Annotated in this window: 15 protein-coding genes; 9 read left to right on the plus strand and 6 right to left on the minus strand. The window is 63.1% G+C overall.

Annotated features, from left to right (window positions below):
* Window positions 1-9: 9 nt before the first annotated feature.
* From oxlT to F759_RS0116575, 5 genes are all read right to left on the minus strand, one after another.
* Window positions 10-1,323, minus strand: a complete 1,314-nt coding sequence (gene oxlT, locus F759_RS0116550) for an oxalate/formate MFS antiporter (RefSeq protein WP_027800849.1) — start codon at window positions 1,321-1,323, stop codon at window positions 10-12.
* Between the two features lie 111 nt (window positions 1,324-1,434).
* Window positions 1,435-3,045 (minus strand): gamma-glutamyltransferase family protein, encoded by a 1,611-nt coding sequence (locus tag F759_RS0116555; protein ID WP_027800850.1) that lies wholly within the window; start codon window positions 3,043-3,045, stop codon window positions 1,435-1,437.
* Between the two features lie 128 nt (window positions 3,046-3,173).
* A complete protein-coding gene (locus F759_RS0116560; RefSeq protein ID WP_244438849.1) occupies window positions 3,174-3,845 on the minus strand; it encodes a GntR family transcriptional regulator in 672 nt (223 codons plus the stop codon).
* Between the two features lie 340 nt (window positions 3,846-4,185).
* On the minus strand, window positions 4,186-5,562 hold the full coding sequence (locus tag F759_RS0116570) for a sensor histidine kinase (RefSeq protein ID WP_027800852.1): 1,377 nt from the start codon (window positions 5,560-5,562) through the stop codon (window positions 4,186-4,188).
* Complete coding sequence (locus tag F759_RS0116575) at window positions 5,549-6,232, minus strand: response regulator transcription factor (RefSeq protein ID WP_027800853.1); 684 nt, start codon at window positions 6,230-6,232, stop codon at window positions 5,549-5,551. The genes F759_RS0116570 and F759_RS0116575 overlap by 14 nt, the downstream gene beginning before the upstream one ends.
* 152 nt (window positions 6,233-6,384) lie before the next feature.
* On the opposite strand from F759_RS0116575, the gene F759_RS0116580 reads away from it, so the two are divergent.
* The 8 genes from F759_RS0116580 to F759_RS0116625 all read left to right on the plus strand — a co-directional run bounded on the left by F759_RS0116580 (window position 6,385) and on the right by F759_RS0116625 (window position 16,757).
* The gene (locus F759_RS0116580; protein WP_027800854.1) at window positions 6,385-7,062 is read left to right on the plus strand and encodes a response regulator transcription factor; all 678 of its coding nucleotides are present in this window, start codon (window positions 6,385-6,387) and stop codon (window positions 7,060-7,062) included.
* A gap of 181 nt (window positions 7,063-7,243) precedes the next feature.
* Window positions 7,244-8,683, plus strand: coding sequence for an efflux transporter outer membrane subunit (locus F759_RS37885; protein ID WP_161633320.1), 1,440 nt, complete (start codon window positions 7,244-7,246; stop codon window positions 8,681-8,683).
* Entirely contained in the window at window positions 8,680-9,891 is a 1,212-nt protein-coding gene (locus F759_RS37890; RefSeq protein WP_051377316.1) for an efflux RND transporter periplasmic adaptor subunit, read from the plus strand. Before F759_RS37885 ends, F759_RS37890 begins: the two co-directional genes overlap by 4 nt.
* Window positions 9,888-13,001, plus strand: coding sequence for an efflux RND transporter permease subunit (locus tag F759_RS0116595; RefSeq protein ID WP_027800855.1), 3,114 nt, complete (start codon window positions 9,888-9,890; stop codon window positions 12,999-13,001). Before F759_RS37890 ends, F759_RS0116595 begins: the two co-directional genes overlap by 4 nt.
* Window positions 13,002-13,730: 729 nt before the next feature.
* Window positions 13,731-14,081 carry a DUF4148 domain-containing protein gene (locus F759_RS37895; protein ID WP_051377318.1) on the plus strand — a complete coding sequence of 117 codons (351 nt, stop codon included), beginning with the start codon at window positions 13,731-13,733 and terminating at the stop codon, window positions 14,079-14,081.
* A gap of 57 nt (window positions 14,082-14,138) precedes the next feature.
* The gene (locus F759_RS0116610) at window positions 14,139-14,462 is read left to right on the plus strand and encodes a hypothetical protein (RefSeq protein ID WP_027800856.1); all 324 of its coding nucleotides are present in this window, start codon (window positions 14,139-14,141) and stop codon (window positions 14,460-14,462) included.
* A 408-nt stretch (window positions 14,463-14,870) separates the two neighbouring features.
* On the plus strand, window positions 14,871-15,272 hold the full coding sequence (locus F759_RS0116615) for a DUF6232 family protein (RefSeq protein WP_027800857.1): 402 nt from the start codon (window positions 14,871-14,873) through the stop codon (window positions 15,270-15,272).
* A gap of 393 nt (window positions 15,273-15,665) precedes the next feature.
* The gene (locus tag F759_RS0116625) at window positions 15,666-16,757 is read left to right on the plus strand and encodes a hypothetical protein (protein ID WP_027800858.1); all 1,092 of its coding nucleotides are present in this window, start codon (window positions 15,666-15,668) and stop codon (window positions 16,755-16,757) included.
* A gap of 108 nt (window positions 16,758-16,865) precedes the next feature.
* Here F759_RS0116625 and F759_RS0116630 read toward each other — a convergent pair whose 3' ends face one another.
* Window positions 16,866-19,319, minus strand: coding sequence for a glycogen/starch/alpha-glucan phosphorylase (locus tag F759_RS0116630; RefSeq protein WP_027800859.1), 2,454 nt, complete (start codon window positions 19,317-19,319; stop codon window positions 16,866-16,868).
* A 770-nt stretch (window positions 19,320-20,089) separates the two neighbouring features.
* Between F759_RS0116630 and F759_RS0116640 the strand changes: the two genes are divergently transcribed.
* A complete protein-coding gene (locus F759_RS0116640; RefSeq protein ID WP_027800860.1) occupies window positions 20,090-21,457 on the plus strand; it encodes an MFS transporter in 1,368 nt (455 codons plus the stop codon).
* Window positions 21,458-21,729 lie beyond the last annotated feature (272 nt).

The raw sequence follows: 21,729 nt of genomic DNA on the forward strand, positions 1-21,729 counted from the left end.
CGAATGGAATCACGTGCCCCGCTGTGCGGCCAGGAAGCGCCGGCGCATCGGCTTGAGCACGGCAATGGCGAGCAGCGCGGTAACGATGTCGAGCGTGATCGCCGTCGAGAACACCGGCACCCAGCCTCCCGCGTGCTGGTGCATCAATGCGGCGAGGGGGCCGCCAAAGATCGAGCCGATCCCTTGCGAGATATACAGCCAGCCGTAGTTCTCGGTGGCGTGCCGCGTGCCGAAAGTGTCCGTGAGCGTCGACGGAAACAGCGAGAAGATTTCTCCCCAGCCGAAGAACACGACGCCCGACAGCAGGACGAACAACACGGCGTTATCGCGCGTGAGCAGCCACAGCGCCATGGCCATGCCTTCGAGCGCGAACGCGAAAAACATCGTGTTCTCGCGTCCCACCTTGTCCGACACCCAGCCGAACAGCGGCCGCGTGAGCCCGTTCGTAAAGCGGTCGATCGTCAACGCCAGCGGCAACGCGGCCATGCCGAAGACGAGCACTTTGGTCACGCCGAAGTCGGCGGCGAAGGTGGCCATCTGCGAGGTGACCATCAGGCCCGACGTGGACATCATGGTCATCATCGCGAACATCAGCCAGAAGAGTGGCGTCTTTAACGTCTGCGAAGGACGAAAATTCATGACCGTCGGCGCGCAAACCGAACCGGCGGAATCGGACGGAGCGGCGGCGTCGTGCGAAGGCGGCACCCGCAAACCTTGCGAAGCCAGCAGACCGACCACCGCGAACGCGATGCCGAACATCCACAGCGTGGCGTCGATGCCGCGCGCCTGTAGCGACGAGGCGATCGGAAATGTGGTGACGATCGCGCCCATGCCATAGCCGGCGGCGACCGCGCCCGCCGCGAAGCCACGATTGGCCGGGAACCAGCGCACCATCAGCCCCACCACGCCCACATATACGATGCCTGTGCCCAGCCCGCCGACCACACCGTAGGTCAGATAGAGCATCGGCGCGCTATGAACCTGCGAGGCCAGCACCCAGCTCAAGCCCGACATTACCGTGCCGATCGAGATCAGCATGCGCGGCCCGAAGCGGTCGATCAGCTTGCCCTGAAACGGCGAGAAAAACGTCTGCAAAATGATCAGCAGCGAAAACGTGACTTGCAGTTCAGGTAGCGCAACGCCGAGCTTCGCGGCGAGCGGTTTGGTCATCAGTGTCCATACATATTGCGGACTCGAAATCGCCATCATGCAGACGAGACCCAGCGCGAGCTGAAGCCAGCGGTTATGCGTCCTGCCCGACGAAGTGGCGCCGAGTTCCGCCGATGCGATAGGTTGCAACGAAGATTGCAAGCGTGTGGTCATGGTGACTCCATTTACTGAGCGAATGCCTGCCGGCGACCGGCAGACGTGCAGCGTCCTCCGGGCCTCGAAGGCCGGACCTGCAATCTGATTGAAAAAAGCGCGCGTGTGCGTCTACCAGCCCGCGGCTGCCCCGTCACTGCGCGGGTCGTAGCCCGCTTCGATCGATCCATCGGGATACCGAACGATTGCGCCGGCATGCCCCATTGCTTCGTCATAGACCTGCATCGTCTCGACTTCATGGCCGAGCGCCTCGAGCCGCGCGACGGTGCCCGGCGCGAAACGCGCTTCGAGCTTGAGCGTGTCGGTCGACTGGCCCCAGGTACGGCCCAGCAGCCAACGCGGCGCGTCGATCGCGGCTTGCGGATTCCAGCCGAACGTCGCGATACGCGAGAACACCGCGCTTTGAGATTGCGGCTGACCGTCGCCGCCCATGTTGCCGTAGACCATCGTGCGGCCGTCGGCAAAACGTGCGAGCGCCGGGTTCAGCGTATGAAAAGGCCGGCGCAGCGGCATCAGCGGATTTCGCGCGCGCTCGTCGAGCGAGAAGCTGCACCCGCGGTTCTGCCAGTTGATGCCCGACTTCGCCAGCACGATCCCGCTGCCGAACTCGTGATAGATACTCTGGATGAAGCTCACCGCGACGCCGTTGCTGTCGGTCACGCCGAGCCACACGGTATCGCCCGGCCCGCGGCCGGTGCCCCACGGCGCGGCTTGCGTGAGCGACACTTGCGCGGCCATTGCGTCGAGCACGGCCGGCTTCAACAGTTCACGCGGATCGACGCGCATGTGATCCGGATCGGTGATCTCGGCATCTCGTACGGCGAACGCGAGCTTGGTTGCTTCGACGCACGCATGCACGAATTCGGGACCCAGCGGGTCCATGTCCTTCGTCAGCACGCGATCGAGAATGCCTAAAATAAGCAGCGACACCAGCCCTTGCGTCGGCGGCGGCATGTTGTAGATCGTACCCAGCGAGTGCTCAAGCGCTAGCGGCGTTCGCAGGCGCGCCTCGTGCCGTTCAAGATCCGGGAGACTTAGCAGCGAGCCGGCCGCCTGAAGATCGCTCGCGATGCTACGTGCGAGGTCGCCGCGATAGAAGTCGTCAAAGCCTGCGTCGGCCAGACGTTCGAGCGTGGCGGCAAGACGCGGGGAAACGAAGCGCTCGCCGGTGAGGGGCACGCGAGCGCCGTGCAGAAAGGTCTCGGTGAAACCCGCGACCGGCCGCAGTTCGCCCAGGCGGCTTTCGACACACTGCGAGTGGCTTCGCGTGACCGGCACGCCCTGCTTCGCGTAATGGATCGCGTCTTCAAGCAGGCGTTTGACCGGCAGCCTGCCGCCGAGCGTTTCAGCCGACCAGCGATACGCGCGCTGCCAGCCAGACACCGTGCCGGCCACCGTATTGGCTGCGAGTGGGCCGCGCACCGGAATGGCCGACAGCCCGCGCGAACGGTATTCGTCGATGGTCGCGGCCAGCGCCGCCGCGCCACACGCTTCGATGCCGACCGGCTCTGCGCCGGGACGCGAGATCAGCCAGAAGCCATCTCCGCCAATGCTGTTCATGTGCGGATAGACGACCGCAATCGTCGCGGCCGCGGTAATCATCGCTTCGACGGCGTTGCCGCCCTCACGCATGATCGCGAGAGCGCTCTGTGCGGCGAGTGCGTGAGGCGCGACCGCCATGCCGCGGGTTCCGCGGCTCGGGCTTAGGAATTCGGAAGGCATCGGATGCGCGGGGCTTTTGCTTGTATACATGGCCAGTGTATATGCGAATACCATGCCAACGTGCAGAGTCCCCGCAAAGGCCGAGTGCGGAGGGCGCTTAAGAAATGCGGACTCCCGAATGCGTGTTACTAGATGGTGCCCCGCAACCTCGGTGGTGCATACGGGGCACTGTGAGGCTCCGATGCGGTGCGGGCGCGTTGCAGGCGCTCGGTGGTCAGTGTCCGCACCTCTGCCCTGCTTCCTTCTATGTGCCGGCCCAACAACTCGACAGCACGGTCGGCGGCAAGATCGCGGATGGCGGCGAGAATCGCAATGTGTTCGTCGTAGGTGTCGTTGATGCAGTCGCCGTATACGAGGTCGAGCCGCCGCACCACGCGGATGCGGTCGGTCACGCGCTGCATTGCGGCGCTCAACTCTGCATTGCCGGCGGCGACGACAAGCGCCTGGTGGAAGGCTTCGTCGAGCGCCACCATCTCCCGGCCGTCGCGAACGCGCTGCGCGTGAGGGACGCTCCAGATGCGGTCGAGCCGCTCCAGCATCTGCGACGCCGTGGCGGACAGAGCGCCGTCCGCGTCAAAGAGCCGGGTCACAGAAAACGTTTCTATCAGCTTGCGCATTTCGTATAGATCGTCAAAGCGCTTGAAGTCGATCGGCACGACTTCCCAGCCGCCGCGCACATAGCCGCGCATCAAACCATCGCTTTGAAGACGTTGCAGCGCCTCGCGTGCCGGTGTGCGCGAAACGCCGAAGCGATCGGCGATGCTGCCTTCGGTCATACGATCGCCAGGAAGCAGGCGCATGTCGAAGATATCGTCCCGCACGCTGAAGTAAACATGGTCAGCGCGCGATGAGGGTGAGCGGGTTGTGTCTTTCACGCGGGAGCCTGGAATTAACAGATCTTTCGGCAGTGACTATCGGTCACCGTCAAAACATCCGTCAACAGAAATTTAGCTTGCCGGCGTCACTGGCGAACCCGCCATGCCAAGGATCCACATGCTGGTCTCACGTGTCACGGCTCCCCCGTTGCTTACAGTTTTCCACGATCGGCAGCCAGAATGGGAATCATGTTCCAGCTGTTCGCGATAACCTGATCGGCTGCACCGAAATGGGTCTCAAGGTGGACCTCATCCACCCGGTCGATCACCGGCTATCTGCCAGTTGACTTTGCGCAGGTTTGAACAGACTGATCTCGCAACCGACGTCTGGGTCGTGGAAAGACAGGATCATGCCGTGCATGCCGGCCACGGCGGTCGCAAGACTGAGCCCCAGGCCGCTGCCGGGCGTATGACGGCTCGCCTCTCCACGATAGAAACGGCGCAGGACGGCATCGCGCTCGCTCGGTGCGATGCCGGGTCCATCATCGCGTACGGTCACGCCGGATCCTCGTTCGTCGTGCCACAGCGTCACCTGCACGGCTCCGCCATGCGGTGCAAACTTGACGGCGTTCTCCACCAGATTGGCCAGCGCCTCGAATAGCAGATTCGGATCTCCCTGGATTTCCAGCGGGCCGGACACAGTGCGCGCGAGTTTAAATGCGATCTGCTTGTCTTCGGCAGTCGGTTCGTAGAATTCGAAAACGTCATCGGCGATAGCGGCCAGATCGACCGCAGTGAAACCCGCGCGGCGCACTCCGCTTTCAATTTCAGATATCCGCATCAACGCATTGAAGGTGCGCAAAAGGCCGGCGGTTTCAAGAATGGCTTCCTCGATCGCCGCGCGATATTCCGGCTCCGTTGTGGCGCGCCGTTGTGCCCGTTCGAGGCCGCCCAGCATGCGTGTAAGCGGCGTACGCAGATCGTGCGCGATCGCATCGCACACCCCTTTGACCTCGCTCATCAGGCGCTCGATTTCGTCGAGCATCCTGTTCACCACGCCAACGAGACGATCCACGTCGTCGCGTTTCGAATGCACTGGCAAACGCCTGCTGAGGTTGCCGGCGACGATTTCCTCGATCGATGCGGTCACCGCATCCAGGCGCCGCATCGCCGAGATGCCAATCAGGCTCGCGCCGATCAGGCCGATCACAAGCGTGATCATTGCGGTGGAAAGCAGCGCTTGCACCAGTTCGTCGTCGAAGTGGTCGACCTCGAGGGTGTCCTGGCATTGCAAAGCGATGCGGCTATCAGCCACGTGCGCGGCGATGCATCGGCCGGGCGGGTGACCCGCCACATTTGCGAGGCTCATCGAAAAAGGCTTGTCGAATACGGGGATCGCCGGCCGATCGCCCGCATAGCCGCCGGCAAGATGTTTGCCGCTGGCTTCGAAGAGGCCGAAGGGACGCTGGTGGCGCGGATCGAACCGGTTCTGATGTTCGAATCGGGCGGCCAGCTCATCGGGCGCTTCACGCTTCAACTCTGCGTGCTCACGAATCAGCCAGTCGTCGATGCGTTCCTGTTCAAAGCCGGTGATCTCGCGATACAGGTACCCGAACAGCAGCATTGCGATCACGCCGAACAGCACGAGAAACAGTGTGGCGAGGCGAAAGCCGGTGGTGCGGTGCAGTTCAGTCAGGCGCATGTAGCATGTACCCTGAACCGCGCACTGTGTCGATCATCGGAGCCGTCCCGTCCGGGTCGAGCTTCTTTCTGAGGCGGCTGATGTGCACGTCGATCACGTTGGTGCGCTCGTCGAGCCTGTAGTCCCATACCGCTTCGAACAGCATGGTGCGGCTCACCACCTGGCCTTCGTGCTGCATCAGGTATTCGAGCAGCCGGTACTCGCGCGGCAGCAGCGGTACGGGGCGGCCAGCGCGGGTCACCTCGCGTTTAAGCGGATCGAGGCGCAGCCCGCCGACCAGGTACTCGTGCACACCGGGGGCCGTCTCGCGACGGCGCATCAACGCATCGAGCCGCGCGGTCAGTTCGATGAACTCAAACGGCTTGGTCAGATAGTCGTCTCCGCCGGCGCGCAAACCGCGTACACGTTCGTCGACCGCGGACAGCGCGCTCAGGATCAGCACCGGCGTCAGCACGCCGGCGCTGCGCAATGCCGACAGCATGCCGAGCCCTTCGAGGCCGCCCGGCAACATACGATCGAGCACGATAGCGTCATAACTGTTGGCGACCGCAAGCATCAAACCGTCGCGGCCGGTGCTCGCGGTTTCAACGTTGCAGCCGTGATCGGTGAGCGCTTCAACGATCTCCGCGAGAGTGTGCTCGTCGTCCTCGACGACCAAAACTTTCGACATGCCTTTTTTCCAGAAATAAGAGAGCGTCGAACCTTCGTTAGCCGGCCGTTTTACACTACGCTCGTACCTACGATGTCTGTAGTATGCCGTGCGAAGCGGTACAGGCGTTTCGCGCAAACATGAAAAAAATTTAATGTAAGCCTCGATTGCGCATGCGAATCCTGCTGATCGAAGACGATATGCGCGCCAGCCGCTTTCTGGCGCGTGGCCTGACCGAGAGCGGTCTGATTGTCGACACGGTGGCCGACGGCGCGACCGGGCTCGCCTATGGGCGCGAGGGCATCTATGACGTCATCGTCACTGATCGGCGCTTGCCGGCGCTCGACGGCCTGGTCCTCGTCCAGCAGTTGCGCGCCGGTGGGGATACGACGCCAGTGCTGATGCTGTCGGCCGTCGGCGGTCTGAACGACCGCGTAGAGGCGATTCGCGCCGGTTGCGACGACTATCTCGTGAAGCCGTATGCCTTCATCGAAGCGCTGGCAAGAATCGAGGCGCTCGCGCGGCGCGCCGATCGTACCAGGATCAGCGATCGGCTCGAATGTGCTGACCTGGTGCTCGATACTCGGGCGCGCACTGCAAGCCGCTGCGGACGCGATCTGCGCGTGCAGCATCGCGAATTCCTGTTGCTCGAGTGTCTCGCGCGCCGCGCGGGGCAGGTCGTCACCCGAAGCATGTTGCTCGAAGCCGCATGGCATTACGATTTCGAGCCGCGCGGCAACATCATCGATATGCACATGCATCGGCTGCGGGCGAAGGTCGATCGTGATTTTCCCGTGGCGCTGATTCAAACGGTGGTCGGCGCGGGATATATGCTGAACCCGGCGCCCTGACACGCGCTGCAAGCCAGGAAGCCCCGGCCGCGCGCCCCGCCGTGGCATGTTGTACTGCATTAAATTATTTTAACCAATGGGCGAAAGCGCCGACAGGACGGGCCAGCTAAGCTGGCGACATATCCTTGTTAGGGTTTCTTCCATGTCAGGGCTGTCCCGTTCCACACGGTTGGCGCGCACCGTGAGTCCTCTTCCGTGCCTTTCCTGGGTGCGCGCCGCGTTATGCGCGCTCGGCCTCGCGGTGCTCGCCGGCTGCTCGCTTGTGCCTGCCTATCGACGGCCGGGTGCACCGCTCACGCAATCCTTCGACGGGGCGGCCGGTGGGTCGCTCGGCGCTACGGTGCCAGTCAGAAGCGGCTGGTGGCGCGAGTATCAGGACCCCGCGCTCGACGCGCTCGTCGATCGCAGCATTCGCAATAACTTCACGCTGGCGTCCGCGATTGCTAGCGTCGAACAGGCTCGGGGCAACGCCGAAATAGCCGGTGCGCCGCAGTATCCGTCGCTGTCGCTCGGCGGCGCGTTCGATCGCAGCCATCAGGGACGTGGCTCGACCACGAAAACCCAGAGCCTGTTCGCCGAAGCGAGTTACGAGGTGGACTTCTGGGGCTTCCACGCCGCCAATGCCAGCGCCGCGGACCTGCTCGCGCGCGCGTCCGCGTTCGACCGCGACACGGTCGCGCTGACGCTGACCGCATCGGTCACCGACACCTATTTTCAGGTGCAGAGCCTGCGCCGCCGGCTCGCGCTTGCGCGTTCGATATCCGACGACGCTGCGCACATTCTGCAATTGCTGCTCGCACAGCAGCAGGCGGGCGTCGCGACCGAATTGCAGGTGCAGCAGCAGCGCAACGCGCTCGCCACTTTCCAGGCGGCTGAGCCGGCGCTGCAACAGCAGCTCGACACCAACATTCATGCGCTTGCGGTGCTTGTGGGCACTGCCCCTGAACAATTTACCGTCAGCGATGCCGCGCTCGCCGACATTCCGATTCCCCAACCGCGCCCCAATCTGCCCGCGAGCCTGCTGGAAACGCGCCCCGACATCCGTTCGAAGGAAGCGCAGTTGCAGTCGGCGAATCAGAGTGTCGGCGCGGCGCGCGCGGCCTTTCTGCCGAACATCTTACTGACCGCGGACGGCGGGCTCAGCAGCAGGTCACTGTCGCATTTCCTGTCGAGCCCGTTTGCCAGTCTCGCCACTTCGCTGGCGGCGCCAATCCTGGATGGCGGCGCGCTGCGTGGCCAGTTGCACGTGACCCAGGCGAGCGAAGCGAAGGGCGTCGCGGATTACAGGCAAGCCGTCATAACCGCGCTGGAGGACGTGGAGGACTCACTCACGGCGGCGCAACAGCAGCAGCTCGCCGAAGCCGCAGACCAGGACGCCGCCGACGCCGCCCGCAAAGCCGCCACGCTCGCGCAAGCCCAGTACAAGCTCGGCACTGTCGACTTCCTGACCGTGCTCGACGCCCAACGCGCGCTGTATCAGTCCGAAGACACGCTGGTGCAGGCGCGGCTCGCGCGCCTGCAAGCGTCCGTAAGCCTTTTTCGCGCGTTCGGCGGCGGCTTCGGCGTGACCGACGATAGCGATAGCAGCGCCGCCTCCACCTCTACGTCATCCCGCTCATGAAATCTGCAGACCTTCCGAACCACGAGGCGCCCCGCGGACGCGGCCGCGCGCCGCTCATCCTGGCGTTCGCCGTCTTCGTCGCGCTGCTGGGGGTGTGGTTGTGGCCGCGGCACCCGGCCGTCAAGGCGGCACCGGCCGTGCCTGTCAACGCCGGTCATCCCGTGAGCCGCAACTTTCCGATTCGCGTCGCCGCGGTAGGCACGGTGCTCGCGCTCAATTCCGTGGACGTCAAAGTGCGTGTCGATGGGCAATTGCAGCGCATCGCCTTCACCGAAGGACAAGACGTGAAAGCCGGCCAGTTACTCGCACAACTCGATCAGGGGCCTCTCGCCGCCCGGTTGCATCAGGCGCAAGCGGCGCAGCGCAAGGACCAGGCATCGCTCGATAACGCGCGGCTCGATCTCGCGCGCTACTCGAGGCTTGTCGGCATCGGCGCGGCGACGACCCAGGCGGTGGACACCGCGAAGGCGCAAGTCGAGGCCCTCGCCGCGACGGTCGCAGCGGACGCCGCGCTGGTTCAGAGCGACCGGTTGCAACTGAGCTTCACCGCGCTCACGGCGCCGTTCACCGGACGCGTCGGCGCACGCGAAGCCGATATCGGCGCGATAGTGCATCCGGCTGACACGACCGGTATCGTCACCGTCACGCAGATGGAGCCGATCACCGTGCTGTTCTCCGTGCCGCAGGACGTGCTGCCCGAACTGCTCGCGAATCAGGCGAAAGCGCCGCTGGCGGTGAACGTGACCACACGTTCCGGCAGCACGCCGCTCGCCGACGGCACGCTGGTGTTCATCGACAGCACGGTCGACCCCACGACCGGCCAGATCAGGCTTAAGGCTTCGTTCACCAACCGGGACCGCAAGCTGTGGCCCGGCGAGCTGGTGAATGCGCGCGTTCTGGTGCGCACCGATACACAGCGGCTCGCAGTGCCGAGCCGCGCAGTGGTGAACTCGCAGAACGGCACGCAACTGTACGTAATCACCGCGAACGGTACGGCGCAGATGCGCCCGGTGCAAACGGGCGTCACCGTCGACGGTATGACGGAGATTCGCAGCGGCGTCGCTCGCACGGATCTGGTGGCGTTCGATGGACAAAGCCGGTTGAACCCGGGCGTGCGTGTGGCGGCGACCACCGTTCCCGCCACTGCCGAAGCGCCGTCCAACGCCAACCCGGCAGACAGCCAGGCTAACCAGGACAATCCGTCATGAGCCTCATGGAATTGTTCATCACGCGACGCATCGCGACAAGTTTTCTGGCGATCGCGGTGCTGCTGATCGGCGCGGTGGCGTATTTTCTGCTGCCGGTCGCGCCGCTGCCGCAGGTCGACTTTCCGACCATCCAGATCGTTGCGCAACTGCCTGGTGCCAGCGCGGAGACCATGGCGACGTCGGTGGCGACGCCATTGGAGCGGCAACTTTCGCTGATCGCGGGCGTGACGCAGATGACGTCGTCGAGTTCGCTTGGCAACACCAGCATTGTCGTGCAATTCGATCTCTCGCGCGACATCGATGGCGCGGCGCAGGATGTGCAGACGGCGATCAACGCAGCCGGCGGCACATTGCCGAAGAACCTGCCGAACCCGCCGACCTATCAGAAGGTCAATCCGGCCGACTTTACGTTGTTATCACTGGCGCTGACTTCGCCATCGCTCACGCTCACCCAACTCGACAGCTACGCCGAAGACTATCTCGCGCAACAGATCTCGCAGCTGCCCGGCGTCGGTCTGGTTGATTTCCACGGCCAGCAGCGTCCCGCAGTACGTATTCAGCTTGATCCGGACAAGCTCACCGCACGTGGCCTGACGCTGGAAGACGTGCGTTCGATCGTCGGTGTGCAGACGGTCAATGCACCGAAAGGCAGCCTGAACGGCCCGGACCGCTCGGTGATCTTCAACGCCACCGACCAGATCACCACCGCCTCTCAGTATCGCGATCTGGTGGTTGCGTACAAGAATGGCGCGCCGATTCACGTGTCCGATCTCGGCACGGTGTTGAACGCCGCAGAAGACAATCAGCAGGCCGCATGGCTCCAGAACGAACGCGCGATCATTCTCGACATTCACAAGCAGCCTGGCTACAACGTCGTGCAGACGATCGCCAACATCAAGGCGAAGTTGCCCGCGCTCGAAGCGATACTGCCCGCGGCCGCGCATCTGCATGTGGTGGGCGATCGCACACAGACCATCAATGCGTCGGTGCACGACGTACAGTTCACGTTGATGCTGACGATCGCACTTGTTGTGATGGTGATCTTCTCATTTCTGCGCAACCTGTGGGCGACCATCATTCCGAGTCTGACGATTCCGCTGTCGCTGGTCGCCACGTTCGGCGTCATGTATCTGCTCGGCTATAGCCTCGACAATCTGTCGCTGATGGGCTTGACTATCGCGGTAGGCTTCGTGGTGGACGATGCGATCGTCGTGATTGAAAACGTCATGCGGCATATCGAAGAGGGCGTGCCGAGAATGAAGGCGGCCTTGCTCGGCGCGATGGAAGTGCGCTTCACCATCATTTCGATGACGATCTCGCTGATCGCCGTTTTCATCCCAATCCTGTTGATGGGCGGCATCGTCGGCAGGTTGTTCCGCGAATTCGCAGTGACGGTGAGCGCCGCGATAGTGATGTCGGCGCTGGTCTCGCTGACGGTTACGCCGATGCTGTGCGGCTGGCTGATCCGTTTGCCTGACCCGGATGGCGGTGGCCGGATGCGCAGGCTCGAAGCCGGGCTTGAAGCGGTCTTCGCCGCGGTGGAACGGCGCTACGAGCGCGGCCTCGATTGGGTCCTGGACCGCCAGAAGCTGATGCTGGCTGTCACGGTGGCGACGATTTTCGCGACCGGCGCGTTGTTCGTCGCAATTCCGAAGGGATTTTTCCCGCAGGAGGACTCCGGTCTGATCATGGGCGTCGCCCAAGCCGCGCCGGATATTTCGCCGCGCTCGATGTCGCAGAAGATGCAGCAGGTGGGCCATATCATCGAGGCGGACCCGGCCGTCGACAACGTTTACTACTGGATGGGCCCTAACCCGACCGTGAGCCAGGGGCGCGTCATGATCAACCTGAAACCGTTCGCTCAGCGCAAGGACAGTGCTGCGCAGGTGCTCAATCGTTTGAAGCCGCAGTTGGCGAAAGTCATGGGCATTTCCTTGTCGATGCAGGTCCGGCAGGATATTCAGGTGGGCGGCCGTATCAGCGCTGCGCAGTATCAGTACACGTTGCAGGACCCTGACATCAACGAATTGAATCACTGGGCGGGCGTGCTGACCGATCGCCTGTCGAAGCTGCCGCAACTGGCAGACGTCACGTCCGATCAGCAGGCCGCCGCTACCAGCGCGACTCTCGTGATCGACCGCAACACGGCTTCGCGTTTTGGCATCACGGCGCAAGCCATCGACGACACGCTCTACGATGCATTCGGCCAGCGGCAGATTGCGACGCTCTTCACGCAATTAAATCAGTACCACGTCGTCGAAGAAGTCGATCCGCGCTTTCAATTGACGACGGATGCACTGGCGCATCTCTATGTGCGCTCGCCGCTCACGAACGAACTGGTGCCGCTCGACACGCTCGTCAGGATCGAAAACAATGTGTCGCCAATCTCGATCAATCACCAGGGCTTGTTCCCGGCCGTGACGATCTCGTTCAATCTGGCGGCGGGTCAGTCGCTTGGCAACGCGGTGGCAGCGATTCGCCAGGCCGAAGTCGCGGCAGGCAAGCCAGATAGTCTGACGGGCTCGTTTCAAGGCACGGCGCAGGCGTTCCAGGCGTCGCTTGCGAGTGAGCCGTATCTGATCGCCGCGGCGCTCGTGGTCGTCTATCTGATCCTCGGCATCCTGTACGAAAGCGCCATTCATCCGCTCACCATCATTTCGACGCTGCCCTCGGCGGGCGTGGGCGCATTGCTCGCGTTGATGCTGTGCGGTCAGGACCTGTCGATCATGGGCATGATCGGCATCATCCTGCTAATTGGTATCGTCAAGAAGAACGCGATCATGATGATCGACTTCGCGCTGGTGGCCGAGCGCGAGCAGGGTATGTCGCCGCGAGAAGCGATCCGGCAGGCCTGTCTTCTGCGCTTCCGTCCGATCATGATGACAACGCTCGCCGCGCTGTTCGGCGCGCTGCCGCTTGCGCTCGGGCATGGCGCGGGTGCGGAATTGCGTGTGCCGCTCGGCATCGCGATCGTCGGTGGACTGATTGTTTCGCAAATGCTGACGTTGTTCACGACGCCGGTTGTGCACCTCTGGTTTGACCGTCTGTCGCATTGGCTCGCTGATCGGCGCGCGACTAGCAGTGTGGTCGAGCGGCAGACCGTCGGTTGATCGCCTTCAGTCTGCTAGGGCCCTCCTTCTTGATCGCGTGGGCGCGGCTGATCCTGCGCGGGGGCCATACGCTGAATTTCCTGACCTTAATACGCTTTGGCTGCGTCGTTTAATGTGCGGTTCCGAACGAATGGCTGTTAGCAGATGATAGCTTTGAGTTCATGCTATCGGCGTACGCCCACATACGATTGATCGCCGAGCCGAGCCGCGGCGACAGCACCCGATCGGTCGCTGGTGGTGCCGCGAGAATGATCGCCACCTGAGCCAGCGCGGGAAAACGCTTCTGAGGCGTCGGTAGAAAGGTAGCCGTGTAATTGAGGAATGCGGTACACCGCCGACGCCTTCATCGACACAGATCTCATGGATCGACTCACGGGTACCAGGGATCAATCTACCGCCCTCTAATATAAACGCACACTCTCGACAAGCGGCTTTTCCAGGCAACTGGGGATATACACAGGGGCGCGTTGCGACGACACGTAGACCATGGGCTGCGACGCGTCGCGTGCGGAAGGCCCGTTGGAGGAACCGCAAGCCGCGAGAGTGGCGATCGCTACGGCGCTGAGCTGGCGCTTGCGCTGGTCAGTTGAAACACTGCAAAAAGCCGGGCAAGGATGAAATCAGTTTCATTTTCCTGACGCCGCTCCGGTAGGTCGCCTCGACTAGCCTGATGCCATCCCGCTGCATTGTTCGCGGGACGACTCGAACCTTCTCGTCGATGGAATCAAAATGTGGCTTACAACGAAACCCCTGATTACCACCCTTCTTCTGATCGCTAGCGCATCGGCAATGGCCTCCCCGGGACTGACACAACACCAATGCAACGACTACCCGTTCGAGCAGTTGAAAGGCGAAGTGACGCACAAGCAATTGATGCAAGAATTGAATGAGTTGGAAGCGGTCGGTTACAACCCCGACGACGCCAACACCTACCCGGACGATCTAGACCATGCACGACAGAAGTTGCAAGCCGAGTATCGCGCGGACTGTATCCCGGCCGCAGGGCAGCACTCCGCCAGCGCACCGCAGACGTCGGCCGGCGCAGCACCCGCGCAAGCGGCGGATCAGCCGGCTGGTTGACGCGCGTTCGATACCGGGGCGCACGTCGGGTAATTCAACAATATGATGGAGCGGGCTATGAAAAACGTAACGGGCAGTATCTGGGTGTCGATGTCGGCGGTCGTGGCAGCGCTAATGATCGGTGCCGTGGGCGTTGTTCATGCTCAGCAGCCAGGCGACACCGGGGGCAGCATGAGCGGCGCGGGCGCCGCGGCGGGAACCAGGGTAGGCACGGGGGCCGGCGCTAACCCAATTTCGGGCGCGGAAACCTCGCTCGCCGCAACAAGAGGCATCGGCGCGGGGCCGGCGCTTAATAACATGCGGGCAAACGGCACAAGCCTGTATATGAATCCCGACCCACGCGCGCCCAATGTGACCGGCAGGGCAGCACCGAATCGATAGGCTCGGTCCGGCTTGGCGATGCAGTTTGTCGGCGGGTTGTAGAATTCGCAGAACAAGTATCCATCTATGGCGCCCGCGATCTGGTCTCAGCCGCCGCAGCGCGTACCTCTTCGGAGCCGTGACGGTGCGAAACTATCTGCTCGAGATGATGGCTGCACAAACCAGCCGGCGCGTGAACATCGCGTGGTGGCTGCCCACATGGCAGCGGGGGTTCTTGTGCAAATAGGAAATGTGTTGATATGGCTTATTTATGCAGGACAACTTATCGATCGAAAAAAGCAGCCGTCCATACGGCGGGTGCGGCGGGTGCGGCGGCACGCAGGCCTGAGAGAGGGTGAAAAAGTCCGTAACTTTAGGAAACTGAAGTCTGGTACGCTGCGCCCTTTGCAACAGCTTGCATTCGACTCGATGGAAACCCCTTTCAACGATCGCGGCGTGTCGGTCACCCGCAACGCGCTCTCATCCGCTGGCCAGGTCTTTCCGCTGCGTGACATCGTCAGCGTTGAGGTCGTCACCGTGCAGAAAAACAAGGTACTGCCCATTACCATTTCGCTGCTGGGTCTCGTCGGCGCGATTGTCGGCGGGACATTACGCTCTCCTGCGGGCTTGGTGTGCGGCGTGATGCTCGTGGTTGTGGGCTGGCTCACATGGGCGACACAGGACATCACGCATCGTCTGATGGTGCAAACGGCCAACGGCGAACGCGAGGCGCTTTCAAGCGTCGATCGCGAATTCGTCGAACGCGTCGGCGCGGCCGTGAACGAAGCCAAGGGCGCAGCCGCTTCCACTTCCGCCGCGCAGAAAGCTTGAGTAAGCCGATGCGAGCCCGCGCCCGCGGGCTCGTGCAAATCGCCGCCCGCAACGCTCGCTCGTTATCGCCATCGACGCAAAGCGACGCGAGTGGTCGCACCTCCGCTGCACGTCGAGCCGCGCCGCTAGCCTTCACACATCTTCACAAGTGCTTGCCGATGCGCAGGTAGAGTCGCCGCTTCTGTTATCGCGCGTTCCCTTAGCAGGCGTCGCGATGCGGCGCGGCCCGCGGCATCGCGGCATCTTGGTAAGCGGCATTCGGTCCGCTGGGCGGCAACCGCGTATGAGCCAGTGCCTTCGCTGGCGCATTGTTCTCGCGCCAGCGCCGCCGTCTCTTTCCGTATAGCCGCATACATCGCCTTCGCCAGGGACCGCCTTTTTCGAGCGTGCGCCATGTCCTTGCTTATCGTTGATGCCGCGTGCCGGCATCTGCATCGTCACTTTTCCCGTTTCACAGCTGCTGCGGTGGTCGCCGCCGGCGCGCTCGCAACCTTGAGCGGCTGCTCGGTCACCTTCCCGACACCTACGCCGCCCGCCCCGGCTGTTTCACTGATCAACGGCGGCAAGGACGGCGTGCTGATCCCTCTGCATGTCGAACGCGCCGACGAAGATCACGCGCGTCTCGGCCTGCCGGTCGAACTCGACGGCAAACCGGTCTACGTCGCGCTGGATACCGGCACGCAAGGCGTGCGCGTATTGAAATCGGTGCTGCCGGGTTCGGACTATCCACGCGCGGCGCCGGCCAGCACCCTTCTGCTCGCGAACGGCGCGCAGGTTTCCGGCGCGGCCGTGAAATTGCCGCTGAGCGTCGCGGGATCGAAGACGATACAGGTCGAAGCGCAAGTGGTCGATAGCGTCAGCTGCCAGGCCGCCTCCAGACACTGCGTTGCGATGGACGGCTACAGCGGCGAATTCGGCTGGGCGTTCTCTGGGCTTTTCGGCGTTGGCGCCGCGCAGCCGGACGACACCTGTTGCACGCAGCCTTTGCGCGCATTGGTCGGCCACGTCGGCGAGCGCTATCTGGTGCACTCGAACTTTGCGAAGCCATATCTGCTGCTGAGCCCGTCGAGCGCGATCACGAAGGACTACACGATGGTGCCGATGACCGTATCGAAAGACGGCACGATGCAATGGCCGCGAGGCTGCATCAAAGTCGGCGACAAGACGACCTTCTGCGCTCCGCTGGTGTTCGCCACGGCCACGACCAGCATGATTCGCATCGAAACCGACACCGCGCCCGACTGGACCGGCGACGACAGCCCCGGCAAGGTGCTCATTCAGGGCAACTACCACGCGGCCGTCGGCTCGGGCAACTGGGTGCATCACTACGACGACGCGCAAGTCACCATCGTCAAGGCGCAGCCCGGCGCGAACCGCATCGTGATCGGTCTGATGGGCATGCAGAATATCGACGTGCTGTTCGATTTCCCGCGCGCTCAATTGGGCCTCTACGCGAGCCAGGCAGTCGAGAAGCTCACGCCATAAACGAAGGCTCAAAACGGAAAGGCCGCGCGTCGTTCAACACACGCACGGCCTTTCTGCTCGCCGCATGCGGAAAATCACGTCAGGTCCGCAGCGAAACAACGCACTAGCTCAGCCCAGGCTGAGCGGATTCACACGCCAGATCTCGCGGGCATATTCGCTGATCGTCCGATCCGACGAAAACTGGCCCATGCCTGCCACATTGTCGATCGCGCTTTGAGTCCACGCGTGCTTGTCGACGAAACGCGCATCCACCTCATTTTGCGCCTTCGCAAACGCGGCGAAATCGGCAAGCACCATGTAGTGATCGCCCCAGTCCACCAGCGTGTGGAAAATATCGGAGAAGCGCAACGGATCGTCGGGCGAGAAATAGCCGCTGCGGATCTGGTCGAGCGCCATGCGCAGTTCGGCGTTTTCCTCGTAAACTTGCCGCGGGCGGTAGCCGCTCGCGCGCAGGTCGTCCACTTCGTCCGCCGTATGACCGAAGATGAAAATATTCTCGCGGCCCACGGCGTCGCAGATTTCGATGTTCGCACCGTCCATCGTGCCGATCGTCAACGCACCGTTGAGCGCGAGCTTCATGTTGCCGGTGCCCGAGGCTTCAGTGCCGGCCATCGAAATCTGCTCGGACAGATCGGCGGCAGGAATAATCAGTTCCGCTACGCTCACGCCGTAGTTCGGCACGAACACCACTTTCAGGCGGTCGCCGATCAGCGGGTCGTGATTGACCTTCTGGCTCACATCGCCGATCAGTTTGATGATCGTCTTCGCCATCCGGTAAGCGGATGCGGCCTTGCCGGCGAACATCACGACGCGCGGCACCCAGTCGCGCTCCGGGTTCGCGCGAATCTGGTTGTAGCGCACGATCACATGCAGCACGTTCAGCAACTGCCGCTTGTATTCATGGATGCGCTTCACCTGCAAATCGAACAGTGCATCGGGATTGAAATGCAGCTTCGTGTGATGCGCAAGCCGCTGCACTAGCCGCAACTTGTTTTGCCGCTTCGCTTCACGGAATGCCTCGACGAATCCGCTGTCATCGCGCAATTCGCGCAATTGCTCCAACTCGAACAGATTGCCCCGCCAATGCGTGCCGATCCGCTGATCGATCAGCGACGACAACGAAGGACTCGCTTGCGAAAGCCAGCGCCGCGGCGTAATGCCGTTCGTCACATTCGTGAAGCGGTCGGGATAGATGCGCGCGAAATCCGCGAAGATGTCGCGCGTCATCAGTTGCGAATGCAGCTTCGACACGCCGTTCACCTTGTGGCTCGCGACAATCGCCAGATACGCCATGCGCACGCGCCGCTGACCGTATTCGTCGACAAGAGAAATGCGGCGGATCATGTCGGCGTCGTGGCCCGAATGCTCGCTCACATGCTTGAGAAATCCGGCATTGATTTCGAAGATGATCTCCAGGTGCCGCGGCAACAGCCGCGACAGCATCTCCACGTCCCATGTTTCGAGCGCTTCGGGCATTAGCGTGTGATTCGTGTACGAGAAGATCTGCGTGACGTGTTTCCATGCCTTGTCCCACGGCAAATGGTGCACGTCCACGAGCAAACGCATTAACTCCGGTATCGCCAGCACGGGGTGCGTATCGTTCAGATGCACCGCCACTTTTTCGGAGAAGCGCCCGAACGTGCTGTGCGTGCGCTGATAGCGGCGAATCAGATCCTGCATGGTCGCCGAAACGAAAAAGTACTCCTGACGCAACCGCAGTTCGCGGCCCGCCGGCGTCGAGTCGTCCGGATATAGCAAGCGCGACACGTTCTCCGACATGTTCTTCGTGTCCACCGCATTGCGATAGTCGCCGCGGTTGAACGCGCCGAGGTCGAGTTCATCGGTCGCGCGCGCGGACCACAGGCGCAGCGTGTTGGTCGCGTCCGTCGCGTAGCCCGGAATCACCGTGTCATAAGCGGTCGCGTTCACATGCTCCGTATCGATCCATTCGACCTGGTCGCCCCGCTGCACGGTGCGCCCGCCGAAGTGCACCGTGTACTTGATTTCGGGCCTAGGAAATTCCCACGGATTGCCCGCGCGCAACCAGTAGTCCGGCGCCTCGACCTGCTCGCCGTTGACGATCTCCTGACGGAACATGCCGTATTCATAACGGATGCCGTAGCCGAAGCCGGGAATGCCGAGCGTCGCCATCGAATCGAGAAAACACGCGGCTAGCCGGCCCAGACCGCCATTGCCGAGTGCGGCGTCGGGTTCGATGTCGATGAGCGCTTCCATGTCGACGCCGAGACTCGCCAACGCTTCCTTCATCTGATCGTGGATGCCCAGCGCGAGCAACGCGTTCGTAAAGGTACGGCCGATCAGGAATTCCATCGACAGGTAGTAGACGCGCTTCACGTCCTGCTCGTATTGCAGGCGGGTGGTTTTCATCCAGCGCGCGACGAGCCGGTCGCGCACGGCAAGCGCCGCGGCGTGCAGCCAGTCATGCGGATGCGCGGTGACGGCGTCCTTGCCGACGCCGTACATCATGCGATTGGAAATTGAGCGCCGTAGCGCGTCGACGGTACTGTTGAGCTGGTCGAATTCCAGATCGACGGCGGTCATCGAAGCCTCCGGGGTAAAACGCTGCGGCATGCGCGAACCGCACAGATGACGGACGGGAGGCGCGTGCCGGTCAGGCGGGTTAAGAATCAGAGTAGGACATTTTACGACGCCCGGTTGCCCGGGAGCGCGGGTGCTGGTCACGCACATGCCATGCCCGCTTGTCTGCGCGGCCACGTACAGAGACGGCAGCTTTTGCGCACGCGCGCGGTGCACGGCGCACGTAGCCGGCACTGCGCGCGTGCATCGCGTTCTCACGAGACATAGATATCAAAGTGTGAAGGCGTGAGGTGCGAGCGTGACACGGTGCGACGCGAATCGCGTGACACCATGCAATTATTTTTTCGGCGCATGACGTTCGCATGACCGGAGCAAGTGATTGGATGGAGGCTTTATCTGCCTGACGCCTGCCGATGCGCGCATCCAGCGAACAAGAGCAAGGATGCCGCGTGCGCAGTCGACGGTGGCGGCGCACATCAACTCGAGCACAGGTCGCGGGGCTGACAGTTAGTTGCATACGCATGCAATTTCATTGTCCTTACAGCGCGCGCGTGCGATGCAGGATTTCCGCGCCTCTGTAACAATCGCTACATTCGCCGCGCGGCGGCCTGCTGTTCGCTCACAGGCCCGCGCTCCTGCAATTCGCATAACCTTGCCACTCGCGCGCCGCGTATCCATCAAGCGGCGCGTGGACCCGCATACACTCGACGAGCCACGCCTTGTCCGACAAGCTCAGCGCCGCCTCCGCGCCCCCCTTTCCCGCGGACGTCCCCATGTCCGCCGCCAACCGCCGCGCGATGGCCGCGATCATGCTCGCTGTCGCGCTTGCCACGCTCGACACCGCGATCGCCAATACCGCGCTGCCCGCCATCGCCACCGATCTGCACGCGGCGCCGGCAGCGTCGGTGTGGATCATCAACGCTTATCAGCTCGCGATGGTCGCGACGCTGCTGCCGCTTGCAGCGCTCGGCGACATCGTCGGGCATCGGCGGATTTATATCGGCGGCATTGCGCTCTTTACGGTCGCGTCGCTCGCCTGCTCGATGGCGCCGACCTTGCCGATGCTGGCCGGCGCGCGCGTGCTGCAAGGCCTCGGAGCGAGCGCGATCATGAGCGTCAATACCGCGCTGATCCGCTTCCTCTATCCGCCGCACCGGCTCGGACGCGGGCTCGGCACCAACGCGCTGATCGTCGGCGTGTCCTTCGCGGTGGGACCGACGGTGGCATCGCTGATCCTCTCCGTGGCGTCGTGGCCGTGGCTGTTCGCGGTCAATGTGCCGCTCGGTGTGCTGGCGCTGGCTTTTGCATGGCCCGCGCTGCCGCACACGGAGCGCGGCACGCACAACTTCGATCCGCTCGCCGCGCTGCTCAACGTGGTGACGTTCGCCGCGCTGATCTTTGCGCTCGGTGAAGCAGCCCAGCGCGCGTCGACGCAACTCGTGCTGAGCGCCGCGGCGGTTGCCCTGATCTTCGGCCTGCTGCTGGTCCGGCGCGAAGCCGGCCACCCGGCGCCGATGCTGCCGGTCGATCTCTTCAAGCGGCCGGTGTTCGCACTGTCGGCGGTGACCGCCGTGTGTTCGTTCGCCGCGCAAGGCCTGGCGTTCGTCTCCCTGCCGTTCTATTTCGAGGATGTGCTGCATCGCAGCCAGGTCGAAACCGGCTTTCTGATGACCCCGTGGCCGGTCGTCGTCGCATTGGCCGCGCCGCTGGCAGGCAGTCTGTCCGATCGCTATCCGCCTGGCCTGCTCGGCGCGGTCGGCCTCGCGGTGATGTCGGCGGGCATGGCCTCGCTCGCATTATTGCCGGCACATCCGCATGTGCTCGATATCGGCATTCGCATGGCGATCTGCGGCGCGGGTTTTGGCTTTTTCCAATCACCGAATCTCAAAGCGCTGATGGCGAGCGCGCCCCCCGAGCGCAGCGGCGGCGCGAGCGGCATCGTCGCGACGGCCCGGCTGCTCGGCCAGACGACCGGCGCGGCGCTGGTCGCGTTGAGCTTCGGGATCGCGGGCCGGCATGGACCGACGCTTGCGCTCGGCGCCGGCGCGTTCTTCGCAGGCGCGGCGAGTCTCGCGAGCGGCCTGCGGCTCTTTGCGCCGTCGCATCGCGCGGGCGTGCATGCGAAGGCGTTGGTGAAATGAAAACGGGCGCGCTGTTGGACAGCGCGCCCGTTCTCCTCGCTTGATTTCAGTTCTTGCCGTTCGCTTGCCGCTTGATTTCAGTTTGATTGCCGCTCGTTTGCCGCTCGTTTGCCGCTCGTTTGCCGCTTGATCGCCGCTCGATCTCCGCTCGATCGCCAGCCTGAGCACGACGGGACGGGCACCGCGCGATGCCGCTCCGCTGCGGCGATCAACGTGTCGCGGTGCTCTGCGCGCGACACCTCCTGCTCTCTGGCCGCCGGAGCACCACTCGA

The sequence above is a fragment of the Paraburkholderia dilworthii genome (assembly GCF_000472525.1).
Taxonomy (GTDB): domain Bacteria; phylum Pseudomonadota; class Gammaproteobacteria; order Burkholderiales; family Burkholderiaceae; genus Paraburkholderia; species Paraburkholderia dilworthii.